We start from the raw sequence: 23,352 nt of genomic DNA, 5'->3' as shown, positions 1-23,352 counted from the left end.
GCGTATCACGCTGTGACGTCGTGCCGGACGTCCTTGCGCGAGACAGCCAGATAGCCCACGAAGCCGAGGATGGCCACTGTCCAGGACAGCGTGACCGGCCCCAGGCCCAGGTCGAGTCCGCCCCTGCCGTGGCCGACGGCCATCCAGTCGGCGACAGAGGCGCCGAGCGGGCGGGTGATGAGGTACGCGGCCCAGAACGCGGCCACCGCGTTCAGGCTCCCCCATCGGTGAGCGACGGCCGGAACGGCGATCGCGGCGGCGTACAGGACGGCGGAGCCCAGATAGCCGAGGCCGATCGTGGCGGTGAGATCGCCGGCGGCGGTGCCCAGCGCGAACGTGGCCAGCACGGCGGCCCAGTAGAAGGTCTCGCGGCGCCGGGTGTGGATGCTGTGGATGGACAGGGTGCGCTCGACGCGGTACCAGAGGCCGAAGACGGCGGCCAGCGCGGCCATGAAGAACGGGGTCGAGAGCGTGTACGGCACCCCGAGGCCGACGTGCAGGACGTCGGCGGCCATAGTGCCGAACACGCTGACCATGACGATCGCCGTCCAGTAGACCCAGGCCACATACTGACGGACGGCGAACTGCACCGCCAGAGCAGCCACCAGGGCGATGCCGCCGAGGCCGACAGCGGGGATCGGGCCGAGCAGGTGAGCCAGAAAGTCGGACGCCGTCTCACCCATCCCGGTCGTCAACACCTTGATGACCCAGAAGTAGACGGTCACCTCCGGCACCTTGCTCGCCGCGTGACGCATGTGGCCCGCGGGCCGGTTGTGAGTGAGGTGATCAGTCGACATGGCAGGCACCATGGCACGGTTCCCGGCGGTTGCCCCAGACCGCTTTGCCAGAGTTTTGGCGCTTCCGGTGCGGGAGTTGCCCGAGGCTCAGACGGACCTGAACACGACCTGAACACAGTGGCCGATGCACTGGTCAGCAGCTTGCGACCGGTGTTAACGACGCACTCCCAGCATCGGCCTGGCGACTGAAGAGCAGGACCGCAACACTTGGCCATCCCAATGGCTTCCGTGCACATCTGCGCTCATCAGCCCACGCCGCAATGGCTCAGCTGTGAAAATGCTGGCGAGCAACTTCGCACAGTAGGGGTCAGGTGCCGCGTCTTTACAGAGCCGCAGGCTCGTCAATGTCTCCAGAGGAAAAGGACAATGGTCTGCGACGCTCACGACCGCCGGTCAGCATTTACGACGTCCCCCGGGCCGGGCGGCGGTGGGTGACGAACACCGGGCCGGGAGCGAGTCGAGGAAGGCGTCGGCCGCCCCGCGGACGGTCCACGCCTTCCCGGCCCACAGTTGCACGACGGTGGGCACCGCTTCCCCCTTTCGGACGGCCGCGGGACGACGCCTTCACGCTCGCGCGACTCAGGGGAGGTGACCCAGGCTGCCGTGATGGGGTACCTGCTCCTGGGGCTGTCAGGGACTACCAGGCGGCCAGTGAGCCGTCCGTGTTGCGCCAGACCGGGTTGCGCCAGCGGTGGCCCCGTTCGGCGGCGGCCCGGACCGCGTCCTCGTCGATGGTGATGCCCAGACCGGGCGCGGTCGGGCGGTCGATGTAGCCGTCGCGGAAGGTGAAGGGTGTGGTGTCGGCGAGGTAGTCCAGCAGTCCGCTGCTGTCGCCGTAGCCGATGCCCAGTGCCTGTTCCTGGATGAGGAAGTTGGGGATCGCGAAGTCGAGTTGCAGACTGGCCGCGAGGGCGATCGGGCCGAGTGGGCAGTGCGGGGCCACCATGACGTCGTACGCCTCGGCCATCGCGGCGATCCGGCGGCTCTCGGAGATGCCGCCGGCGTGGCTGATGTCGGGCTGGGCCACGGCGATGCCGTCGGAGAGGACCGAGCGGAAGTCCCAGCGGGAGTAGAGCCGTTCGCCGGTGGCGATGGGGATGGAGGTGGAGCGCACCACGGCGCCGAGGTCCCGGGAGAACTCCGGCAGCACGGGCTCCTCGACGAAGAGCGGCAGCAGCGGCTCCAGGAGCGGCAGGACGCGGCGGGACATCGCCCCGCTGAAGCGGCCGTGGAAGTCCAGCGCCAGGTCGCGCTCCGGTCCGATGGCCTCGCGGACAGCGGTCACGCCGTCCACGATGGCGTTGATCGCGGCGGGCGTGGCGAGAGGCTCCAGCTGGCCGCAGGGGTTCAGCTTGACCGCCGTCATGCCCTTGGCGACCTGGTCGGCCGCGGACTCGGCCAGTTCCTCGGGGGTTTCGCCGCCGACCCAGCCGTAGACGCGCACCCGGTCGCGTACGTGGCCGCCGAGCAGTTGGTGGACGGGGACGCCGTGCGTCTTGCCCGCGATGTCCCACAGGGCCTGGTCGATGCCGGACAGGGCGCTGTTCAGGACGACGCCGCCGCGGTAGAAGCCGCTCTTGGCGAGCACCTGCCAGTGCTCCTCGATCCGGGCCGGGTCCTGGCCGAGCAGGTAGTCGAACATCTCCTCGACGCAGCGGGCGACGGTGTGGGCCTTGCCCTCGACGATGGGTTCGCCCCAGCCGGAGATGCCCTCGTCGGTGTCGACGCGCAGGAAGAGCCAGCGTGGTTCGACGAGGAAGAGTTCGTATCCAGTGATCTTCATGGGGTGGGTCTCCGGGTTCTGTGCTGGGCACGGCGGGGCGGGGGGCCGGTACGTGGGGATGGAGGGTGGGGCGGTCATGGTGGGAGCGAGCGCGGGCAAGCGCACGCTCGGGCGGGGAGGCAGAGGGTCAGGCACGCGAAGGGGTTGCTGCGCAGGACGCGCGGCGGGGGTGCGGCGGCGGAGGTGAGCCGGGGTGCGGCGCCGACGTTCGGCGGTCGGGTCGTGCCCGGCGGGGGTGAGCCGGGGTGCGACGCCGGGCTTCGGCGGTCGGATCGTGCCCGGCGCTGACCGGGCGTGCGGTCGGCGGTCGGTCGGGGCGGTCGGTCGGGTCGGGTCGGTCGGTCGGTCGGTCGGTCGGTCGGTCGCACGGAACGGCCGGAGCGCGGCAGCGTGTTGCCGGCCCGGAACGGCCGGGGCGCGGCGTCCTACTCCTGGGAGCTGATGCTGCGGCCACCGTCCACGAGCAGGTTCTGGCCGGTGACGAAGGAGGCGTCGTCGGAGGCGAGGAAGGCCACGGCGGCGGCGATGTCCTCGGGGGCGCCGAGCCGGCCGACAGGGGTGCGCGCGGCGGTCTTCGCCTTGTACTCGTGGGGTACCCCGGCCCACAGGGCGGTGACCACGGCTCCGGGCAGGACGGAGTTGAACCTGATCTGACCCCCGTACTCGACCGCCAGCTGGCGTACGAGGGCGTCGATCCCGCCCTTGGCCGCCGCGTACGCGGGATAGCCCTTGAAGCCGAGGGCCGCGTGCACGGACGAGGTGATCACCACGGCGCCCCTGGCCGTCCTGAGCAGCGGCACCGCGGCCCGGACGCCGTAGAACACCGAGTCGAGGGAGAGCCGCAGCTGGTCGTGCCAGGTGGCGTCGTCGAGTTCGTGTGCCGCTCCGGGCAGGTTGCGCCCGGCGTTGAGGTGGAGCACGTCGAGGCGTCCGGTCCAGGACTCGGCGTCGGCGACGGCCGCGGCCCACTCCGTAGGCGAGGTGGCGTCGAGGGGACGGTCCCACGCCCGCCCGCCCTCGGCGCGGATCTCCTCGGCCACGCGATGGGCGCCCTCGGCGTCCACGTCGGTGACCAGGACGGACGCTCCCTCCGCCGCCAGCCGGCGGGCGGTGGCCGCCCCGATGCCGGAGGCGGCCGCGGTGAGCAGGGCCGTATGGCCGGTGAAACGTGCCGGTGCGGCGGCGACGGTCATGGCGTTTCTCCTGGTCGTGCTGGTCTGGCCGTGGAGCCGCGCAGCACCAGCCGCGGCTCGGTCGGTACGACGACGTCGCCCACCGGCGTGCCCTCGATAGTGGCCACCAGGGCGTCCACCGCGGCGGTCCCCAGGTCGTGCAGGGGCATCGCGACGGTGGTCAGCGGGGGATGGAGGTGCGCGGCCACGGGCAGGTCGTCGTTGCCGATCACGGAGACGTCCTCCGGGATCCTGAGGCCGAGGTCCCTGATCGCGGCCATGGCGCCTATCGCCTGGGCGAGTGAGCTGGTGTAGAGGGCGGTGACCGGCGGGCGCTCGCCACCGTCGGTGGGGTGCAACAGTTCCCGTGCGGCGGATCCGCCGCCGTCCTCGGTGAAGTCCCCGGAGGCGACCGGAGCAGCGTCCAGTCCCAGTGCGTCGGCGTGGCGCAGGAACGCCTCCTTGCGGACCTCGCTGGGCGTGATCCCGGGCGGGCCCGCGATGTGGCCGACCACTCGATGGCCGAGGCCGTGCAGGTGGTCGAGCGCGGTCACGCTGGAGCGGGCGACGTCCATGGTGACGTTGCGGCCGGAGCCCTCGACCGAGCGGTTGAGGAAGACGTGCGGGACCGCGCTGCGGCTCAGCGCGTCCAGCAGGGGATGGCCGGGGCGGGCCGAGGCGATGAGCAGCCCGTCGACCCGACCCTCCTGCACCAGGTCGTGGAAGGACTCGTCGGCTTCCTGCCCGTCGAAGTCCTCCGCCAGCAGGGAGAGATAGCCCAGCTCGCGGGCACGTTGATAGGCGCCGCGGGCGATGGTGACATACGTGGGGTTGGCGAGGGCGGGGACCAGCAGGGCCAGCGCGTGGGTGCTGGCGCCGGCCAGGGCCCGGGCCCCGGAGTGCGGCCGGTAGCCGAGTGCCTCGGCGGCCTCATGGACGCGTCGGCGTGTCTCCGGCCGCACGGACAGGTCCTGCCGGCCGTTGAGCACCTTGGACACGGTGGCCTTGGAGACCCCGGCCGCGTGTGCCACATCCACGAGCCTGGCACGGACGGGCTGTTCCGGCACGTGCTCCCCCCTCCGGTAGGTGTCGCCCTGGTTCCGCTGGTGCGGGCCGAGAGTGACGTGTTCTGACCTCTTGACACCTTCTGGCAACGCAACTTAACGTTCGCGAAAGTTCCAGTCAACCGGTTTCCTCAGACAGAAATAAGCGATAAGTCTGAGCAGAACCTAAGAAACCGGTCATATCGGAAACGCAAGATGTCGGCCACAGCTGACCTTCAGTCAACTGGGCCGAGGAGCCGCCCCGCCCCCGGGTTCACCGCGAAAGCGATCACCGTCGCACCCGCGGTCCCCGCCACTCCGGTCCGCCCACCCGTCCACGCAGACGGATGCGTTCGGTCCGGGGCATCTCGCACCACCGCCGAGCGCGCCGGCGTTCTGCCGGCCGCCCGCCCTGCCATTCGCCTCCCGCGGCAACCCCTCATGCCGCCACGCCCCTCGTACGTCCCGCAGCCGCCGTACGTCCCGCATTCGCGTACGTCCCGCACGAAAGGCCCATTAGCATGCCCACGTCAAAGACGACGTCTCTCGACAGGCGGCGCTTCCTCGCCGTCTCCGCCGGTGCCGCGCTCGGCGCGTCCGCACTGTCCGCCTGCGCCGGCTCCGTCGGCAACACCGCGAACGGGTCCGGGAGCGGTAAGACGACACTCACCGTGATGACGGTGCAGAACGAGTGGGACAAGAACGCCCTCAAGGCTGCCGAAGAGGCGCTGGGGATGAACATCAACGTCATCATCTGGGACCCCACCAAGCTCAACGCCATGCTGGCCGCCAAGAACCCGCCGGACGTGGTCCGCGGCTTCGGCGCGACCGAGACCCCATACTTCGCCGCCCGCGGCCTGATGACGGACCTCGACCCGTACTTCGCCAAGAGCTCGGCGCTGAAGGTCTCCGACCTCGACCCGGTCAACGACGTGTGGCGCTACGACGGCAAGAAGCAGGGCGCCGGACCGCGCTACGGCATGGCCAAGGACTACTCCCAGGACTCCATGTTCTGGTACCGCACCGATCTGTTCGAGGCCGCGAAACTGGACGTGCCGAGCGCGACCGAGCCGATCTCCTGCGACGAGTGGCTGGACCTGGGCAAGAAGCTGGTCAAGCGCCGCCTGGGCAAGGTGAAGGTCTACGGCCTCAACGCCACCGGCATGGGCGTCTTCCCGCAGCTCATGGGCATGACCGCTTCCGCCGGCGGCAGCCTGTTCGCCGAGGACCTGGCCACGGTGGACTTCTCCTCCCCCGAAGCGCTCAAGGCGCTGCAGTGGTATCTGGACTACGCGAAGGCCGACATAGGCCCGAGCGTCACCAACCCCAACCCGGACGGCTGGGACGGCCCCACCTACCAGGCCAACCGCATGGCGATGAGCTGCAACGGCTACTGGTTCGGCGGCCTCATCGGCGGTGACCCCAAACTCGCGGCAGCCTCCCGCTTCGCGCCCGCCCCGCAGCTCGGCGCCAACCGCGTCAGCTCCTGCTTCGGCGCCACCGGCTTCTGGATCCCGAGGGACGCCAAGAACAAGGACGCGTCCTGGAAGTTCTTCGAGTGGTACTTCGGCGGCAAGCCCGCCCAGGACCGCGCGGCGAGCGGCTGGGGCATTCCCTCGCTGACGTCGCTGCGCTCGAAGATGCCGCAGACCAACGCCTTCCAGAAGCAGGCGTTCCAGGTGCAGGAGCAGGAGCTGCCGCACTTCTCGGTGCTCAGCTTCACCCCGTACGCCCAGCAGGCCGCCCTGGAGGGCGTGCTGACCAAGGTCCTGCCGGGCGCCGTGAAGTCCGGGACGCCCGCCGGCAAGGTCGCCGACACGCTCAACTCCCGGATGAACGAGCAGCTCGCCCAGGGCAAGGAGCTCGTGGGGTGAGCACCGGACAGATCACCGCGCCGGGCGCGCCGTCTCCCTCCGGGGAGGCGGCCGCCCGGCCCGGGCCCCGCACCGGTGCGCACAGCGCCCGCGGACGCCGCTCGCTGTCCAGCCGCCGGGCCTTGTCCTTCTACGTGTTCGCAGGCCCGTGGGTGCTCGGCTTCCTGGCCCTGACGGCCTTCCCGCTCGGCTACGCGCTGTGGCTGAGCCTGACCAACGCCGACGGCCTCTCGAACAACTCCCGTTTCGTCGGCCTGGACAACTACCGGGAGGTTTTCACCGACCCGGAGACGATGTCCTCCCTGGCCCGCACCGGCATCTTCACGGCGATCACCGTGCCGCTGACGCTCGCCGCGGGGCTGCTGCTCGCCATCCTGGTCAACCAGCCGATCCGGGCTCGCGGAGTGTTCCGCACCCTGCTGTACCTGCCCGCCGTCGTCCCGCCGGTCGGCGCCGCCCTCACCTTCAAGCTGATCTTCGACCGGGACTCGGGCGCGGCCAACGGCGCCCTGGACGCCCTGAACCTCGACGGCATCAGCTGGCTGATGGACCCCTACGCCCGCTGGGTCCTGGTCACCCTCACCCTGTGGGGCGCCGGCAACGCCATGATCGTCTCACTCGCGGGGCTGCAGGACGTCCCCAAAGAGCTGTACGAGGCCGCCCGCATCGACGGGGCGAACACCTGGCAGTCCTTCAGCCGGATCACCCTTCCCCTCCTCTCCCCGGTGCTGTTCTTCCAGGTCATCACCGGCATCATCGCCGCCGTACAGAGCTTCCTGCCACTGCTGATCTCCCTCGACCCCACCCCCAGGGGCGTCACGGCCGTCCCCGAGGGCAACTACCTGTTCATGATCCACGTGTTCGCCCAGTACTTCGCCAACGGCCGCTACGGATACGCCTCCGCGATGCTCTGGGTGCTGTTCCTGATCATCGTCGCCATCACCTTCCTGGTCTTCAAACTCAGCAAGGGCGCGGTCTTCTACGCCGTGGACCCGGAGCCGGACAAGCCGTCCCGGCCACGCACGCTCGGAGGCAAGTGATGGTGTTCCGCCGCAGAAGTGCCGTCTACATGCTGCTGGTCGGCGCCCTCGTCCTCTTCCTGGGCCCGTTCGCCTGGCTGCTGGACACCGCTCTGAAAGCCCCCGACGAGCTGCGCGCCCTGCCCGTCCACTGGTGGCCGCACCACCCCAACCTGAGCAACTTCCGTGACGCGCTGACCCATATCGACTACTTCGGCTACGCCCGCAACTCCCTGACGATCGCCACCGTGTACGCGGTACTGGTCACCCTGGCCTCGGCGTGGGCGGGCTACGGATTCGCCCGCCTCCACGCGCCCGGCAAGAAGCTCATCTTCAACGTTCTGCTGTCGACGATGATGCTGCCGCAGATCCTCACCCTCATCCCGACGTATCTGCTGTTCGCCAAGATGCACCTCACCAACACCTATGTGCCGTGGGTGCTGTGGGGCCTGTGCGGCGCCCCCTACCTGATCTTCCTCTTCCGGCAGTTCTTCTCGAACATGCCCAAGGAGCTGGAGGAGGCCGCGATCGTCGACGGCTGCGGGCAGATCCGCATCTTCTGGCGGATCTTCCTGCCCCAGTCCTGGCCGGTCATCGCCACCAGCCTGATCCTGTCCTTCAGCTGGACCTGGGGCGACTACATCGCGCCCGCCCTGCTGCTGGACGACGCCCACACCACCCTCGCGGTCAAGCTCGCCTACGGCTACGTCAACGCGCACGGCTCACCGCTGGGGAACCTGGTCGCCGCGGGCGCGGTGATGTACGTCGTCCCGGTGCTGGCGCTGTTCCTGATCGTGCAGCGGGGCTTCGTCGCCGGCGTCGCCACCTCCGGACTCAAGTGACCCACGTCTGACTCGTGTTCACCAACGCACCTCGCCGCAAAGGAACTTCGCAATGACCGACACCCAGGCAAGCCTCACGTCCTCCGCGGCGGTGGGGTCATGACGGAGCGTCCTGCCCTCACCCCGCAGCTCGGGCGGACCCGGGTCATGGCCATCCTCAGGGCGGCCGACGCCTCCGGGCTGCCCGCCGTGGCCCGGGCGCTCGCGGCCGGCGGCGTCACCTGCCTGGAGGTCACCCTCACCACCGCCGGAGCACTCGACGCGCTGACCCGCATCCGGGCGGAACTCGGCCCCGACGTCGCGATCGGCGCCGGCACCGTGATCACCGGCGACCAGGCCCGCGACGCGCTGGCGGCGGGAGCGGAGTTCCTGGTCGCCCCCGTCGTGGACACCGCCGTCGTCCGGCACGCGGCGGACCGGGGCATCCCGTGCTACCCGGGCGCCTGGACACCGACCGAGGTGTCCCAGGCATGGCAGGCGGGCGCCGCCGCCGTCAAGCTGTTCCCCGCGAGCACGGGCGGTCCCGGACATCTGCGCCAGCTGCGGGCGCCTCTGCCCGACATCCCACTCGTCGCAGTCGGCGGCGTCGGCCTCGACGAGGCGCGGGACTACCTCGACGCGGGCGCCTGCGCCGTCGGCATCGGCTCCCCGCTGCTGCGCGGGGCGGACCAGGACCCGACTGCGCAGGCACTGGACGCCCTCACCACGAGGGCGCGCACCCTGCTGGACGCGGTACGGGCCACCGTGCGGGCCGGGGAGGCGACCGCGTGAGCACGACTTCACCCCCGGACTCCGAGCCCGAGTCCTACCTCGTGACCGTCGGCGACGTCCTCGCCGTCATGGGCGCCCGGGGCCCCGGCCCGTTCACGCTCGGCACGACACTGCGCCTCGGAATCGCCGGCGCCGAGTCGAACGTCGCCATAGGCGTCAGCCGCCTCGGCGGATCCGCCACCTGGATCGGCCGGGTGGGCGACGACGAACTCGGCGAACTCGTCCTGCGGGAACTACGGGCCGAAGGGGTCGACGTCGTAGCCGCGCGCGACCCCGCCCCCACCTCCCTCCTGCTGAAGGAACATCGCACCACCACCCACAGCCGTACGCGCTACTACCGCACCCACACAGCAGGGGCCCGGCTGATCGCCGACGACATCCCCGAGCACGTCGTCGCGGGGGCGGCGGTCCTCCACATCACGGGCATCACCCCGGCGCTCGGAGAGGGACCGGCCGCGGCCGTGACCCGTGCCGTGGACATCGCCGCCGCCGCCGGGGTGACCGTCTCCCTGGACATCAACTTCCGATCCCTGCTGTGGAGCGAGGACGAAGCCCGGCGCACCCTGCTGCCCCTGCTGCGCAGGAGCGACCTGGTCTTCGCCGGACCGCACGAGGCCGCCCTGGTCGTGCCAGACACCGAGGGGCCGGAGGAACTCGCCAAGGGCATCTGCGCCCTCGGACCCGCCGGCGCCGTGATCAAGCTCGGCGCCGAAGGGGCGTACGCACTGCTCGACGGACAGTCCTACCGGCAACCCGCGATACCGGTCCGCGTCCACGACTCGGTGGGCGCGGGAGACGCCTTCGCCGCCGGGTACCTCGCCGAACTCCTCGCGGACGAGCCCCCGGAGCGGCGGCTGCACACCGCCGCCCTGCTCGGCGCCTTCGCGGTGAGCACCGCCGGCGACTGGGAGGGCCTGCCCCGCCGCTCCGAACTGGGCCTGTTCGACCACCACGACGACATCGTCCGCTGACACCTCCTCCCCGTACGCCACCGCACCAGCACTTTCGGGACCACCCATGCTCTCAAGCCCCTCCACCGACGCGATCCCCGTCCTCACTGGCTCCTACACTCCGGACTCCGGCGGCGAAGGCCCCGGCGTCGCCGCCCTGCACCTCGACCCCGGCACCGGCCGGCTGACGTACGACGACGAGGTGAAGCCGCTGCCCGTCAGCGGAGCCTCCTTCCTGGCGGCTCACCCGTCGCTCGACGTCGTCTACAGCACGAACGAGGGCGAGACGGGCACCGTCAGCGCCGTCTCCCGCGACGGCGCCCTGTCCCCGCTGGGCGACCCGGTGAGCAGCGGCGGGGCGAACCCGTGCCACCTCACCGTCCACCCGGACGGCGGGTGGCTGCTGACCGCGAACTACGGCAGCGACACCGCGCCGGGCACCGTGGCGGTGCACCGGCTCGGCCCGGACGGACGCCTGCTGGAGGCGACCGACCTGGTCGTCCACCAGGGGTCGGGACCGGTCACCGGGCGGCAGGAGGGCAGCCACGCCCATCAGGTCCTTTTCGACCCGGCGGGCCGTTTCGTCCTGGCCACCGACCTCGGTGCGGACGCGGTGTTCACCTACCGGCTCGACACCCACACCGGAATCCTGGAGCGGGTCGCGGTGAACCCGTCGCGCCCGGGTTCCGGACCCCGCCACCTCGCCTTCTCCCCCGACGGTGACCTGGTGTTCAGCGCGGACGAGTTGTCCTCGACCGTCACCTGCCACCGCTACGACGCCGCCACGGGCATCCTGACGGCCCTCTCCTCCGTACCCGCCACGGCGACCCCGGACGTCACCAACCAGCCCGGCGGCATCGTCGCCTCGCCCTGCGGACACTTCGTATGGGTGACCAACCGCGGCGCGGACACGGTCGCCGCGTTCCGCCTCACCGGCACCGCCCTGGAACCGGTCGGCGAGGTCCCCGCCGGCGGTTCCTGGCCACGCGGTCTGACCCTGGCGGCCGGCCACCTCCTCGTCGCCAACCAGCACAGCGGCACCCTCGCCGCCCTGCGGGTCGGGGACGGCGGCACCCTCACCCAGCCCCACCCCCCGGTCCCCGCTCCCTCGGTGGTCTGCGCACTGGCGTTCTGACCGCGCTCCCCTGCGTGCTCGAAACACTTGCTCGAAAGGCAGTCATGTCCCACCCCGGCACCTCCCCCGCACGGTTCACCCTCGACCCGGCCTTCGCCGTCGGCAGCGTCAACCCCCGTCTGTACGGATCGTTCGTCGAGCACATGGGCCGCTGCGTCTACACCGGCATCTACGAGCCCGGCCACCCCACGGCCGACGCGGACGGTCTGCGCCAGGACGTCCTGGAGCTGGTCCGGGAGCTCGGCGTCAGCACCGTCCGCTATCCCGGCGGCAACTTCGTCTCCGGCTACCGCTGGGAGGACAGCGTGGGCCCGCGCGAGGAGCGGCCGAGCCGGCTGGACCTGGCCTGGAAGTCCACCGAGACCAACGAGTTCGGACTCGGCGAGTTCATGGACTTCTGCGGGAAGACCGGCATGGAGCCGATGATGGCCGTCAACCTCGGCACCCGCGGCGTCGAGGACGCCGTACGGCTGCTGGAGTACTGCAACCACCCCGGCGGCACCGAACTGTCCGACCGCCGCGTCGCCCACGGCGGCAAGGAGCCGTACGGCATCCGGATGTGGTGCCTGGGCAACGAGATGGACGGCCCCTGGCAGACCGGCCACAAGACGCCCGAGGAGTACGGGCGCCTCGCCGCCGAGACCGCCCGCGCCATGCGACAGGTCGACCCCGGCCTCGAGCTGGTGGCCTGCGGCAGCTCCAGTTCATCCATGCCGACCTTCGCCTCCTGGGAAGCGACGGTGCTGGAGGCCACGTACGACCTCGTCGACCACGTCTCCCTGCACGCCTACTACGAGGAGATCGACGGCGACCGCGACTCCTTCCTGGCCTCGGCCGTGGACATGGAGCACTTCATCGAGTCGGTCGTCGCCACCTGCGACCACGTCCGGGCCCGCCTCAAGGCGAAGAAGCACATCGACCTCTCCTTCGACGAGTGGAACGTCTGGTACCAGAAGCGGCCCAACCCGCACCATGTGGAGGAGTGGCAGCAGGCGCCGCGCCTGCTGGAGGACGTCTACACCGTCACCGACGCCGTGGTCTTCGGCTCACTGCTCATCGCCCTGCTGCGACACGCCGACCGGGTCACCGCGGCCTCCCTCGCCCAGCTCGTCAACGTCATCGCGCCGATCATGACCGAACCGGGCGGCGCGGCCTGGCGGCAGACCACGTTCTACCCCTTCGCCCAGGCATCGGCGCACGGACGCGGCCGGGTGCTGCGCGTCGAGGTGGACAGCCCGACGTACCCCACCGCCCGCTTCGGTGACGTACCCCTGCTGCACGCCACCGCCGTGCTGGACGACGAGACCGGCGACATCACCGTGTTCGCCGTCAACCGCGGCCAGGACACGGTCCTGCCGCTGGAGATCGACCTGCGCGGCACCGACGCCCGCACCGTCGTCGAACACCTGACCCTGGCCGACGGCGACCCGGAGGCCGTCAACACCGCGGACCGGCCCGACCGGGTCACCCCGCACGCCGCCACCGGCACCACCCTCACCGGCGGCGTCCTCCACGCCGAACTCGAACCGCTCTCCTGGAACATGATCCGCCTGACGAACCGTCAGAACTGACTCGGTGTCATAGGACGCCACCGCACTCACGCCCGGGAAGAACCATGACAGCCGTTCCCCAACCTCTGTTCCGAGACCCCGTTCACGACGGCGCGACCGACCCCACCGTCATCTGGAACCGGCACGCCGGCGAGTGGTGGATGTTCTACACGAGCCGACGAGCCGACGCGCCACCGATGAACGACGTGAGCTGGGTGCACGGGACCGACATCGGGATCGCGTCCTCCTCGGACGGCGGAGCCACCTGGCTGTACCGGGGAATCGCCGAAGGGCTGGACATCGAGCCCGGGCGGCACACCTACTGGGCCCCGGAGATCGTCGACGACGGAACCGAGTACCACATGTTCGTCAGCGTGATCCGCGGTGTCCCGACCCGGTGGGAGGGCCACGCACGTGTGATCCGCCACTACACGAGCCACGACCTCTTCTCCTGGACCTACCACTCCACCCTGTCGCTCTCGTCCGAGAGAGTGATCGACGCCTGCGTCCTGCGGCTCCCCTCGGGCGGCTACCGCATGTGGTACAAGGACGAGGCCGATCACGCACACACCTACGCGGCGGACAGCGAAGATCTGGCGCGGTGGACCGTCCGGGGCCCTGCCGTCGAGTGCTCGGCGCACGAAGGCCCGAACGTGTTCGAGCTCGGCGGCAGCTACTGGATGCTCGTCGACGAATGGCACGGCCAGAGGGTTCTTCGCTCGCGGGACCTTCAGACATGGGAACCGCGAGGACTCCTTCTCGACCGCCCCGGGCAGGGCACGGACGACGCGTCCTACGGGTTCCACGCCGATGTCGTCACCAGCGAACTCGGCGCCTTCGTCTTCTACTTCACGCACCCGGGGCGATCCGCCGAGGGCGCGGTACCCGAGGGCGCGGTACCCGACGACGGCTACGCCGACCGGCGAAGCTCGATCCAGGTCGCCCGCCTGCGGGTGAACGGGGACACCCTCGTGTGCGACCGCGACGAAGCCCTTGAGGCCCCCGTCCTGCCTCTCGAAGGGCCGGTCCGGTGACACGAGTCCATCGCCCCCGGATCGCGCGAGGCCGACGCCCGCCCTTCCATTCGGCAGCACACCTCATGCGAGTGATCCCGTTCGCCGCCGCGCTGCTCTTCGTCACCGCGTGCCAGGCCGAGGCGCCGGCCGACTCAGGTGTGACCCTGCTCGACGGGAAACGGATCGCCGTATCGGGCCCGACCGTCGTGTCCGCCCTTCCCATCGACGACCAGGGCGATGTCGACGCGGCGGCCGCGCGGAGCCAGATCCCGTCGCTCAAGAGCGTGGCGCTGCAGTATCCCGGTGTCCGGGTCCTCATCAGCGACTCGGACGGGCATACGACCGACGCCGCACTGCAGAACTTCGCGGCGAACTGGGCCGTGCGGCCCGAACTCGTGGTCGCCGCGGACTCCGCCTTCGCCGGAACACAGCTGTCCGCGGACGGACGGCTCCACACACTGCTGATCGGCGCCGACGGACACGTGGCCGCCGATTGGTCGAACCACGCCGCTCCCACCCAGGCGATCGTCGCCGCGCTCCGCAAGGTCACGGCGAGCCCATCCACCCCTTCCACCCCTTCCGACAATGTCGTACGGAAAGAGTCACCATGAGACACGTAAGAGAGACTCAACGGTTCTTCGTCAGCGCGGTCGTCACGATGCTGCTCGCCTGCGCGGCGGTAGCGCTGACGCCGGCCGCGCCGGCCCACGCGGCCGGCACGGCCTACTACGTGGACTGCTCGGCGCCGACCAACGGGACCGGCACCTCCGGATCGCCGTGGAACTCACTGGCGGGCCCCAACGCGACGACCTTCGCCCCCGGCGACCAGCTGCTGCTGAAGAGAGGGACGACCTGCTCCGGCACCCTGCACCCGCTGGGCTCGGGCAGCGCGGCAGGCGGTTCCATATCCATCGACGCCTACGGCACCGGCGCCCTGCCGGTCATCGCCGGGGGCGGCGGCACTGACGCGGTCTACCTCTACAACCAGGAGTACTGGGAGATATCCAACCTGGAGGTGACGAACACCGGCGCCGTGAAGGGGGCGAACGCGCGGCGCGGTGTCTACGTGGTGCTCGAGAACTACGGCACCGGAGACCACTACAAGATCAGCAACCTCAACATCCACGACGTGAACGGAGACCAGTCGAAGGAAGTCGACGGCAGCGCCGGCATTCTCTTCGCCGTTCTCGGGACCACGACGCCCAGCATCTTCAACGACGTCGACATCGACGGCAACACGGTGGCCAACGTCGCCCGCAGCGGCATCAACATGTCGAGCACATGGCTGTGCCGGCCGTCCATCGGCTGCAACACTCCGGCCTGGACACCCTGGACCGGCGTCGTCGTCAAGAACAACACCGTCCATGACACGGACGGCGACGGCATTGTCGTGCAGATGTCGCAGAACGCCGTCATCGAGCACAACGTGGTCTACAACGCGGCCAAGGCGAACTCGGCGAACGCGGGCATCTGGGCCTGGGACTCCGACGGCACCGTGATCCAGTACAACGAGGCGTACGGGACCCAGAAGAACTCCGGGAACACCGACGGCCAGGGCTTCGACGTCGACTACGGTCAGGACGGCACCGTCGTCCAGTACAACTACAGCCACGACAACGCGGGCGGATTCATCCTCTTCTGCGGCTGCGGCGGAGGGTCACACCTCGCCAGCAACGCGGCGGTCCGCTACAACGTCAGCGAGGACGACCGTCTTCGCGTCATCACCATGGACGGATCGCAGGACTCCGCGTTCTACAACAACACGATCTACCTTCCCTCGGGATCCACCGCGAACGTCCTCGAGGTCACAGGCGCCTGGAACGACCTCACGCTCGCCAACAACATCATCTACAACCTGGGCAGCGGCGGTTACGTCTACACCACCGGCCAGCCCGCCTCGAACTTCTCCTGGCGGAACAACCTCTTCTACGGCAACCACCCTGCCAGTGAGCCGTCCGACCCGGGAAAGATCACCGCGGATCCGCTTCTGGTCTCGCCCGGCAGCGGCGGCACGGGCATCGGCAGCGTCGCGGGCTACCAGCTCACCGCATCGTCCCCGGCGATCGGCGCGGGAGTCGTCGTCCCCGGCAACGGCGGCCAGGACTACTGGGGTTCGACAGTCCCCTCGGTCTGCGCACCCGACATCGGCGCCGACCAGTACAGCGCGCCCTCCGACGCGACCTGCCTCGCGAACGAGAACCTCGGCTTCGAGAAGGGTTCGCTCACGGCGTGGAGCCCGTGGAACTCCGCCTCGGTGGTGAACTCGGGCGCCCACACCGGAACCTACGCGGTCCGGGTCGGGCCGTCGCCCGCCTCCGTCGAACAGTCCGTCCCCGTCGCGCCCCGCACGACGTACCGCGTCTCGGGCTGGGTGAAGTCCGCCGTCGCCGGCGAGGTCATGAACGTCGGCGTCAAGAACACCGGCGGCCTCGAAACGACGGCAAGCGCCAGTGGCACCGCCTGGACGTACGTCTCCGCCGACTTCACCACCGGGGCGACGGCCAACTCCGCGCGGCTGTACTGCTACAAGAGCTCGGGCACGGGGAACGGCTACTGCGACGACCTCGCCGTCACCCCCGTCAAGAACTATGTGGTCAACGGCAACCTCGAGTCCGGCCACACCGTGCCCTGGCGCAACGGGGACTACTCGCTCACGAGCACCGCGTCCAACGGCAACGCCGCCGCGCTGACGAACTCGTCCCTGAGCAGCGGCTCCCTGTGGCAGATCGTCTACAACCTCACGCCGAACACGACCTACCGGCTGACCGGCGCGCTCGCGAGCCAGACCGCCGGCACCACGACGGCACTGGAGGCCAAGCTCTACAACGGCACCGCCGTCGCGAGTGCCTCGACCACGCTGAACACCTACTCGAAGCAGTCGACGACCTTCACCACGGGAGCAGGCGTGACCACCGCTCGCGTCTACTGCCACCTCGTCTCCGGAAGCGGCGACGGCTACTGCGACGAGGTCACCCTGACCCAGCAGTGAACAACACCCGGTGGGCGTGGGAAAGCGCACTGCACTGACTCACTTCACTGCCCCGGGCTCCGCCACTCCCCACAGGATCGGCGGAGCCCGGGGCAGCGCGCGTGCCACCGCACCTCGGTGCTCCCACCTGCGAAAACGGGCACCCGAGAGATCCGATTCAGCAGCGGTCGAACAAGTCGGCGTCGAACAGTGCAGCGACGACGTGACGTCCGGGCCGCCACATGTCCTGCAGCCGCTGAGCCAGCGAGTGGGCCCGATAGTGTCCTGGCGTGGCTCGGCATCACCCTGAGGGACGTCCGCACCGAGGTTCCCGCAAATGAGATCCCCCAGCAGTTCCAGCGTTCTCCTCCTGAAGAACACGATGCGGTGGAGCCCGGCGTTGGCCTGACGGTCGCCGCCACGGTTGAGGCGACGGAACTGCCGACGTCCCGAGGAGCGCTCGACGGGATGACCCCGCACAGCGTGGCAAAGGACGCCTCACTGTCCAGCCGCTCCGGGTTGTCCCCCACCGTGATCAGCAACGTGACCGCCGTGTCCGGTCCGATCCGGTGAACCGGCCAACCCGACGTGATCCGAGTGGCCTGCAGCACCGCCTCCTCGCCGACCTCCTCGCAACTGCTCACGTCCGCGAACCGCGCACAGGTACGGAGAAGTTCGGCATTGCCCAGTCCGGCCAGTTCTTCCCGCAAAGCGGGATCAGCAGTAATAAGGCCCGGGCGCGGGCCCGCCCGCTCAACACGGCTCGCGCCGCATTCTGGGCATCGAGCGGATCCGATTTGCCGCGCCGCCGGCGATCCGCCCGGTCCATCCAATTCACGTCAAACACATCCACGCCCTGGGCCAGCAGATAGCGGGACAGGGACGCCCCATAGGAGCCGGTCCCCTCCACCCCGGCCCGCCCCACGGTTCCCGACTTCCTGGCCCACTTCAGCAGATCGCGGTATCCAGGTGCGGTGGCCGGGAATTCGTCAGTGGCGAGCACCGCCCCGTCAAGGAGAGCACCGCAGCCACATGGGCGTCCCGGTGCGCGTCCACGCCCAGCACCACCACCCCCACAGGGCGACGACGGCGGGCCCGCGGAGCAGGCGTCGTACCGGAACAGTTGGGTGTGCTGCTGATCTGCGCGATCGGCGCGGTGGTCTCGGCGTTCGCCTCCACCACGGGCATCCTTGGCGCGCTCATCCCGCTCGCCGTCCCGTTTCTGCCGGCCGGTGAGGTCGGCGCGGTGGGGATGGTGACCGCGCTCGCCATCTCGTCGTCGGTGGTCGACTCCTCGCCGATCTCCACGAGCGGTGCTCTGGTGACGGCGAATGCGCCCGAGGAGCAACGGGACGCGGTGTTCCGGCGGTTGATGACCTGGGGGTTTGGCATGACGGTGATCGCTCCGCTGATGACCTGGGGGATCTTCGTGGTGCCCGGCCGGCTCTGAGCGGATCTTCGCCCGTCCTGGCCCTCGGGGTGCCGTCCGGCGCAACCCGTACCTTTCGCCACATGTCCGAAAACTTCTCCCCCGGCCCGTCGGAGGCTTGCGCGTTCCGTCGATCAGCGGAGAGCCTGTAGCGGGCCAGGGCGGTGCACAATCCGGTGGGGGGATTGCGGAATGGTTGCGCCTGAGGACATTCATGCCTACGACTTGGGCAAGCCGTTCAAGGATCACTATCGCAATATGATCGAGTTCCTCCGCCAAAGGTACGCAACACACATCTCGCGCAGCTCGGGTGATGCACGCTTCTTCCGCGTCGATGTCACGTTGGACGTCGGGGAGGTCCGTCTCTATTTCCTGAAACAGAGTCTGTACCTCCAGGGATGGTCGGTTCTTCTGCACAACAACGCCGAACGCTACCTCGCCGTCGACAAGACCGCGGGGATGCGCCCTCAGGAGCTCGCCGATGCCGGTCCGAACGTACGTATTCCGATCCGCTACACGGCAGACGCTGCGACTCCCACATTGAGCGGCTACACGCTGCAGAAAGATCTGCGGTCTCTCCACACTTATCTGACCGACCTGCTGTCCCAGGGGAACAGCAACCGACCCCCACCCTGGAACGCCGCCCAAAGTGCATTCCACAGGGTCGTCCGAATGACCGCGGAGATGGCCAGATTCGGAGGGTTCTGCGAGAGTTTTATGGCCACCTGGCCGATGCCATGGCCCCAGACCACCGCGATCGATCCGGCGAACAACCTGTCGTTCAGCTGGGCGGTCAACGAATGGGACGGCCTGTCAAAGAGAGCCCACCGGGAGAATGTCACCCTGAAATTCAAGGAACGTGATGTGACCCAGCCAGAAGCCGAAGAGATCATGGGAGACGGCGCCCCTTGCCGCTAGCCGGACATCACCGGTACCGCGACCCGACAGAGGGAGTTCCATGGATCTCAACGCTCTCCAGGCACATCTCACCGGCCTGGGCGAGCCGCCGGCCCTGCGCACCACGGACACCGCGCTCCCCACCCCGTTGACGGACATGCTGGCCACGTTCCCGAACGGCACCTGTCAGGGAGCGGCCGGCTCGGGCCCGGCGGAGATCGACGGCGGGCACACCGAACTGACGCTCGCCCTCACCTGTTCGTCCACCGCCTGGCCGGTCGGCGGTCATGTCACCCTCGCGGTGACCGGCGTGACCGTGACCGTGACGGCGGACGGCACCGTCAGCCTGATCCTGAGCGGCGCCCTCGATGCCGTCGACGTGGTGGCCACCGTGACCGAAGGCGAGGACGGACGCCTCACCGCCGAAGTACGCCCGCGGAAGCCCGGGGCGTTCACCGATGAACTGGACAAGCTGGGCGGACTCCTCAGCGACGCGTCCCTGTGGCAGAACGCGCGAGAAGGGCTGCGCACCTTCGACTTCGCGGCCCGCGATGTCGCCGGATTCGACTACCGGCTGTCCCGCAAGGACGGAGCCGAACCGGCCGCCTACGACGTGACGTCCATGGCGGTCGTCGCCGCGCTCGACCTCAGGGGACTCGCGCTGGACATCGCGTTGTGGCTGCCCGACCTGACCGTCGAAGGCACACCGCACGACGGGAAGCCGATCAACGTCCGCTCGCTGCTGGGCTCGTTCGGCATACCCGTGGACGAGATACCCAAGTCACTGACCACCAGTGAACTGCGCGTCGACGCCCTGCTCGGCGACGGGTACTTCGTCACCATGACGGTCAAGGACGGCTGGGACATCGGTCCGTTCACCCTGACGGCTCTGTCCCTGTCCCTGTACTACGACCCGGCCTCGAAGTTCGTGGCCATGGCCTCGGGCACCATCTCCCTCGGCCACTCCATCGACATCGAGGTCTCCGCCGCCCAGAACGGCGGAGCCACCGGCGGCTGGACCTTCAGCGGCGGGATCGCCGCCGGGGAGATCGGCATCGGTGACGTCATCGGCGCCCTGCGCCTTCCCGATGTCCCCCAGCCGCTGAAGTCCCTGGAACTCACCAGCCTCTGGCTCTCGTACACCACCGGCACCAAGGTCGTGGACTTCCTCTGTCAGGGGCAGCTGACGATCGCCGACGGGATCATCGCCTCACTCGGTCTGACCGTCACCCGGGACGACACCGCGACCCGCTACGGCGGAAAACTGACCGTCGACGACTTCACCTTCGACATCACCCTCGACGAGGAGAAGACCGGCACCGACCTCCTCATAGCCACCTACCACTCTCCCGAGGACGCGGACACCAAAGTCACCCTGCGCGACTGGGTCGCCCACTTCTCCGCCGATCTCGCCGCCGACATCCCCGAGAGTCTGCACATCGAGCTGAAGGACGCGAAGTTCGTCCGGGTCAAGCCGCAGAGCGGCCCCGCGCAGTTCTGTGTCGGCATCGATCTGTCCGCCGGGATCGATCTCGCGGAACTTCCGCTGGTCGGAGGGTTTCTCGCCGAGATCGGCGGCAGTCTCGCCGTCGACAGTCTCCAGGTTCTGTACTCCTCCGGGGTGATCGACGCCGCCGCCATCGGCAGTGTCAATACCCTGCTCACCAAGGCGCAGGTCGTGGAGTTGCCGGCGGGCGGACTGAAGGCAGGTCCCGCCGCGCTCGCCGATCTGCGGATCGGGAAGGAGCGCACACCCGTCGCCCTCGGTCTGCCCACGACCGCCGCCGCGAACGGCAGCGCCCCCAGCGCCCCCGCGCAGGCCAACGCCCCCACCGGCAGCGCCCCGTCCCGTTCCTCCGCCGGCGTCTGGATCACCGTCCAGAAGACCATCGGTGTCGTCCAGATCAACCGCGTCGGGGTGATCTACCAGCACAACACGCTGCTCTTCGGCCTCGACGCCGGGATTCAGCTCGGGCCTCTCGTCATGTCGCTCGACGGGCTGGCCGTCGGGTCGTCGCTGGAGAAGTTCGCGCCGGCGTTCCGGCTCGACGGTGTCGGTATCGGCTATGCCGCGCCGCCGATCGAGATCGAGGGCGCGCTGCTGCACCTTCCCGACGACCAGTTGGACGAGGGCGTGGCGTTCCAGTACGACGGGACGGCCACCGTCGCCGTGCCGGACTTCTCGCTCGCGGCAGTCGGCTCGTACGCGCAGCTCACGGACGGGAAGCCGTCGTTGTTCGTGTTCGCTCAGGTCGAGGCGCCGATCGTGGCCGCGCCGCCGATTCTGATCACGGGGCTGATGGCGGGGTTCGGGTTCAACCGGGAGCTGACGCTGCCCACCCCGCGCGAGGTGTCCGGGTTCCCGCTGCTCGCCCTGAACAAGCAGGGGCCGGACGCCGATCTGAAGCCGTCCGGGATGCTGGAGGTGCTGGAGGGGCGGACGCCCGCCGTACCCGGCAGTCCGGCGCGGAAGTGGATCGCGCCGCGCCAGGGGGCGTACTGGCTGGCCCTGGGGATCGAGTTCAGCGTCGCCGAGGTGGTCAACTCCAAGGTGCTGCTGGCCGCCGAGTTCGGTGATGAACTCGCGCTGGCCGTGCTGGGCATCGCGACGCTTCAGCTGCCGATGCCGGCCGAGTCCGCGACCCGTACGTATGTGTACGCGGAACTGGGGCTGGAGGCGGTGATCCGGCCCCTCGCGGGGAGTTTCGAGCTGGCGGCGGAACTGGCGCCGGTGTCGTACGTGCTGACTCCCGACTGTCATCTCACCGGGGGGTTCGCCGCGTCGGTGTGGTTCGGGTCCAACCCCAACGCGGGGCAGTTCGTGGTCACCCTCGGCGGCTATCACCCGTCGTTCCGGCGGCCCGCCGCCTACCCGGACGTGCCGCGGCTCGGGATCAACTGGGCGGTGAGCAGCAATCTGACGATCACCGCGCAGGCGTATCTCGCGGTGACGCCGTCGTGCGCGATGGCCGGGGGGCGGCTGAGCATCGTCTTCCACGCGGGGGACTTCCGGGCCTGGTTCACGGCCCAGGCGGATGTGCTGCTGTCCTGGCGGCCGTTCTTCTTCACCGCCCGGATCTCGGTGAGCATCGGCGCCTCGTACACCGTCAACATCGGGATCATCCACAAGACGATCAGTGTGACCGTCGGGGCCTGTCTGGAGTTGTGGGGGCCGCCGACCGGTGGCTCGGTCACCGCGCACTTCGTGGGCTTCTCCAAGACCATCAGCTTCGGTCCCGGTCCGTCCGGGGCGGACGCCGAGGCGCTCGGCTGGGACGACTTCGCGAGCATGCTGCCGAAACCGGCCGACGTCATCACCATCGGCCCGGTCAACGGCATCGACAAGACCGCCGAGGACAGCGGCCACGACCCCGGCAACAGCGGCAAGGTGTGGTACGCCCGCGCCCGTGACCTGCGGTTCTTCACCCAGTCCGCAGTGCCGGCCAGCCATCTGCGGCTCGGCGACGACCCGTTGTCCTCCCCCGCCGCCGAGGACACCCCCGGCGTCGACGTCCGCCCCATGAACCGCACCGGCCTCATCGGTGAGCACCGGCTCCGGCTGTACTTCGAGGACGCGCCCGCGCCGATGGACGGCTGGACCGCCACCGCCCGCACCCACAATCTCCCCGCGTCCTTGTGGGGCGCCCCGCCCTCCCCCTTCAGCCACACCCCGGACGCGCCCGGCGCCGAGGTGCTGACCGGCCGCCCGGTCGGCTACGACATCCAGGCGCCCCGGCCCGAACTGGCCGGCTCACGCGGGGTGTTCCCGCTCGGCGAGTACAGCGCGGAGGAGATCCCGCCCGGCCTCGCCCCGCTGTCCTCGTCCCCCGTCGCCGACCGCGATTACGTCTCGGTGGCCGACGACTCGTGCGTGGCGCGGATCGGGCAGACCGACCGAGGTCCGGCCCGCACCGGACGCGATCAGATGTGCGCGGCACTGGCCGACGCCGGTCTGTTCAAGGACCCGGGGGACGGACTGACCGCGCTGGCGGCGGGGGCCGCGCACTTCTACCGCCGGGCGCCGCTGGTGCAGAACCCCGGGTGAGGGTCGACGGGCCCACCGCCGCAGGACCCCGACCGAAAGCCACCGGCGCCAAACCCCGGCC

At 69.7% G+C, this 23,352-nt stretch carries 19 protein-coding genes; 14 read left to right on the top strand and 5 right to left on the bottom strand.

Annotated elements, in window-relative coordinates; translation table 11 throughout:
- Positions 1-5: 5 nt before the first annotated feature.
- From OG289_RS39915 to OG289_RS39900, 4 genes are all read right to left on the bottom strand, one after another.
- A complete protein-coding gene (locus tag OG289_RS39915) occupies positions 6-797 on the bottom strand; it encodes a COG4705 family protein (protein ID WP_327318879.1) in 792 nt (263 codons plus the stop codon).
- A gap of 637 nt (positions 798-1,434) precedes the next feature.
- Entirely contained in the window at positions 1,435-2,580 is a 1,146-nt protein-coding gene (dgoD, locus tag OG289_RS39910) for a galactonate dehydratase (protein ID WP_327318878.1), read from the bottom strand.
- Between the two features lie 425 nt (positions 2,581-3,005).
- Positions 3,006-3,773: an SDR family NAD(P)-dependent oxidoreductase gene (locus tag OG289_RS39905; protein WP_327318877.1), complete on the bottom strand. Its 768-nt coding sequence runs from the start codon at positions 3,771-3,773 to the stop codon at positions 3,006-3,008.
- The gene (locus OG289_RS39900) at positions 3,770-4,819 is read right to left on the bottom strand and encodes a LacI family DNA-binding transcriptional regulator (protein ID WP_327318876.1); all 1,050 of its coding nucleotides are present in this window, start codon (positions 4,817-4,819) and stop codon (positions 3,770-3,772) included. Before OG289_RS39900 ends, OG289_RS39905 begins: the two co-directional genes overlap by 4 nt.
- Before the next feature lie 497 nt (positions 4,820-5,316).
- Between OG289_RS39900 and OG289_RS39895 the strand changes: the two genes are divergently transcribed.
- The 11 genes from OG289_RS39895 (at position 5,317) to OG289_RS49850 (ending at position 17,493) form a co-directional block, all read left to right on the top strand.
- The gene (locus OG289_RS39895; protein WP_327318875.1) at positions 5,317-6,669 is read left to right on the top strand and encodes an extracellular solute-binding protein; all 1,353 of its coding nucleotides are present in this window, start codon (positions 5,317-5,319) and stop codon (positions 6,667-6,669) included.
- Entirely contained in the window at positions 6,666-7,709 is a 1,044-nt protein-coding gene (locus OG289_RS39890; protein ID WP_327318874.1) for a carbohydrate ABC transporter permease, read from the top strand. The genes OG289_RS39895 and OG289_RS39890 overlap by 4 nt, the downstream gene beginning before the upstream one ends.
- Positions 7,709-8,530: a carbohydrate ABC transporter permease gene (locus OG289_RS39885; RefSeq protein WP_327320949.1), complete on the top strand. Its 822-nt coding sequence runs from the start codon at positions 7,709-7,711 to the stop codon at positions 8,528-8,530. The genes OG289_RS39890 and OG289_RS39885 overlap by 1 nt, the downstream gene beginning before the upstream one ends.
- 99 nt (positions 8,531-8,629) lie before the next feature.
- A complete protein-coding gene (locus OG289_RS39880) occupies positions 8,630-9,301 on the top strand; it encodes a bifunctional 4-hydroxy-2-oxoglutarate aldolase/2-dehydro-3-deoxy-phosphogluconate aldolase (RefSeq protein WP_327318873.1) in 672 nt (223 codons plus the stop codon).
- Positions 9,298-10,272: a sugar kinase gene (locus OG289_RS39875; protein ID WP_327318872.1), complete on the top strand. Its 975-nt coding sequence runs from the start codon at positions 9,298-9,300 to the stop codon at positions 10,270-10,272. The genes OG289_RS39880 and OG289_RS39875 overlap by 4 nt, the downstream gene beginning before the upstream one ends.
- Positions 10,273-10,318: 46 nt before the next feature.
- Positions 10,319-11,386, top strand: coding sequence for a lactonase family protein (locus tag OG289_RS39870; protein WP_327318871.1), 1,068 nt, complete (start codon positions 10,319-10,321; stop codon positions 11,384-11,386).
- A gap of 44 nt (positions 11,387-11,430) precedes the next feature.
- Positions 11,431-12,957 (top strand): arabinosylfuranosidase ArfA, encoded by a 1,527-nt coding sequence (arfA, locus tag OG289_RS39865; RefSeq protein WP_327318870.1) that lies wholly within the window; start codon positions 11,431-11,433, stop codon positions 12,955-12,957.
- Between the two features lie 44 nt (positions 12,958-13,001).
- Positions 13,002-13,970 (top strand): glycosyl hydrolase, encoded by a 969-nt coding sequence (locus tag OG289_RS39860; protein WP_327318869.1) that lies wholly within the window; start codon positions 13,002-13,004, stop codon positions 13,968-13,970.
- Between the two features lie 65 nt (positions 13,971-14,035).
- Positions 14,036-14,563 carry a hypothetical protein gene (locus OG289_RS39855; protein ID WP_327318868.1) on the top strand — a complete coding sequence of 176 codons (528 nt, stop codon included), beginning with the start codon at positions 14,036-14,038 and terminating at the stop codon, positions 14,561-14,563.
- Positions 14,560-16,941 carry a carbohydrate binding domain-containing protein gene (locus OG289_RS39850; protein WP_327318867.1) on the top strand — a complete coding sequence of 794 codons (2,382 nt, stop codon included), beginning with the start codon at positions 14,560-14,562 and terminating at the stop codon, positions 16,939-16,941. The genes OG289_RS39855 and OG289_RS39850 overlap by 4 nt, the downstream gene beginning before the upstream one ends.
- Before the next feature lie 366 nt (positions 16,942-17,307).
- Positions 17,308-17,493: a hypothetical protein gene (locus tag OG289_RS49850; protein WP_442819026.1), complete on the top strand. Its 186-nt coding sequence runs from the start codon at positions 17,308-17,310 to the stop codon at positions 17,491-17,493.
- A gap of 67 nt (positions 17,494-17,560) precedes the next feature.
- Here OG289_RS49850 and OG289_RS39840 read toward each other — a convergent pair whose 3' ends face one another.
- On the bottom strand, positions 17,561-17,923 hold the full coding sequence (locus OG289_RS39840) for an IS110 family transposase (RefSeq protein WP_327318866.1): 363 nt from the start codon (positions 17,921-17,923) through the stop codon (positions 17,561-17,563).
- 126 nt (positions 17,924-18,049) lie between these two features.
- On the opposite strand from OG289_RS39840, the gene OG289_RS39835 reads away from it, so the two are divergent.
- From OG289_RS39835 to OG289_RS39825, 3 genes are all read left to right on the top strand, one after another.
- Positions 18,050-18,370 carry a hypothetical protein gene (locus OG289_RS39835; protein ID WP_442819025.1) on the top strand — a complete coding sequence of 107 codons (321 nt, stop codon included), beginning with the start codon at positions 18,050-18,052 and terminating at the stop codon, positions 18,368-18,370.
- A gap of 171 nt (positions 18,371-18,541) precedes the next feature.
- Positions 18,542-19,267, top strand: a complete 726-nt coding sequence (locus OG289_RS39830) for a hypothetical protein (RefSeq protein WP_327318865.1) — start codon at positions 18,542-18,544, stop codon at positions 19,265-19,267.
- A gap of 40 nt (positions 19,268-19,307) precedes the next feature.
- Positions 19,308-23,291 (top strand): DUF6603 domain-containing protein, encoded by a 3,984-nt coding sequence (locus OG289_RS39825; RefSeq protein WP_327318864.1) that lies wholly within the window; start codon positions 19,308-19,310, stop codon positions 23,289-23,291.
- Positions 23,292-23,352 lie beyond the last annotated feature (61 nt).

It is taken from the genome of Streptomyces sp. NBC_01235 (assembly GCF_035989285.1).
Taxonomy (GTDB): domain Bacteria; phylum Actinomycetota; class Actinomycetes; order Streptomycetales; family Streptomycetaceae; genus Streptomyces.
Note: the sequence above shows the minus strand (reverse complement) of the source record. Positions and strands in the feature narration are given on the sequence as shown.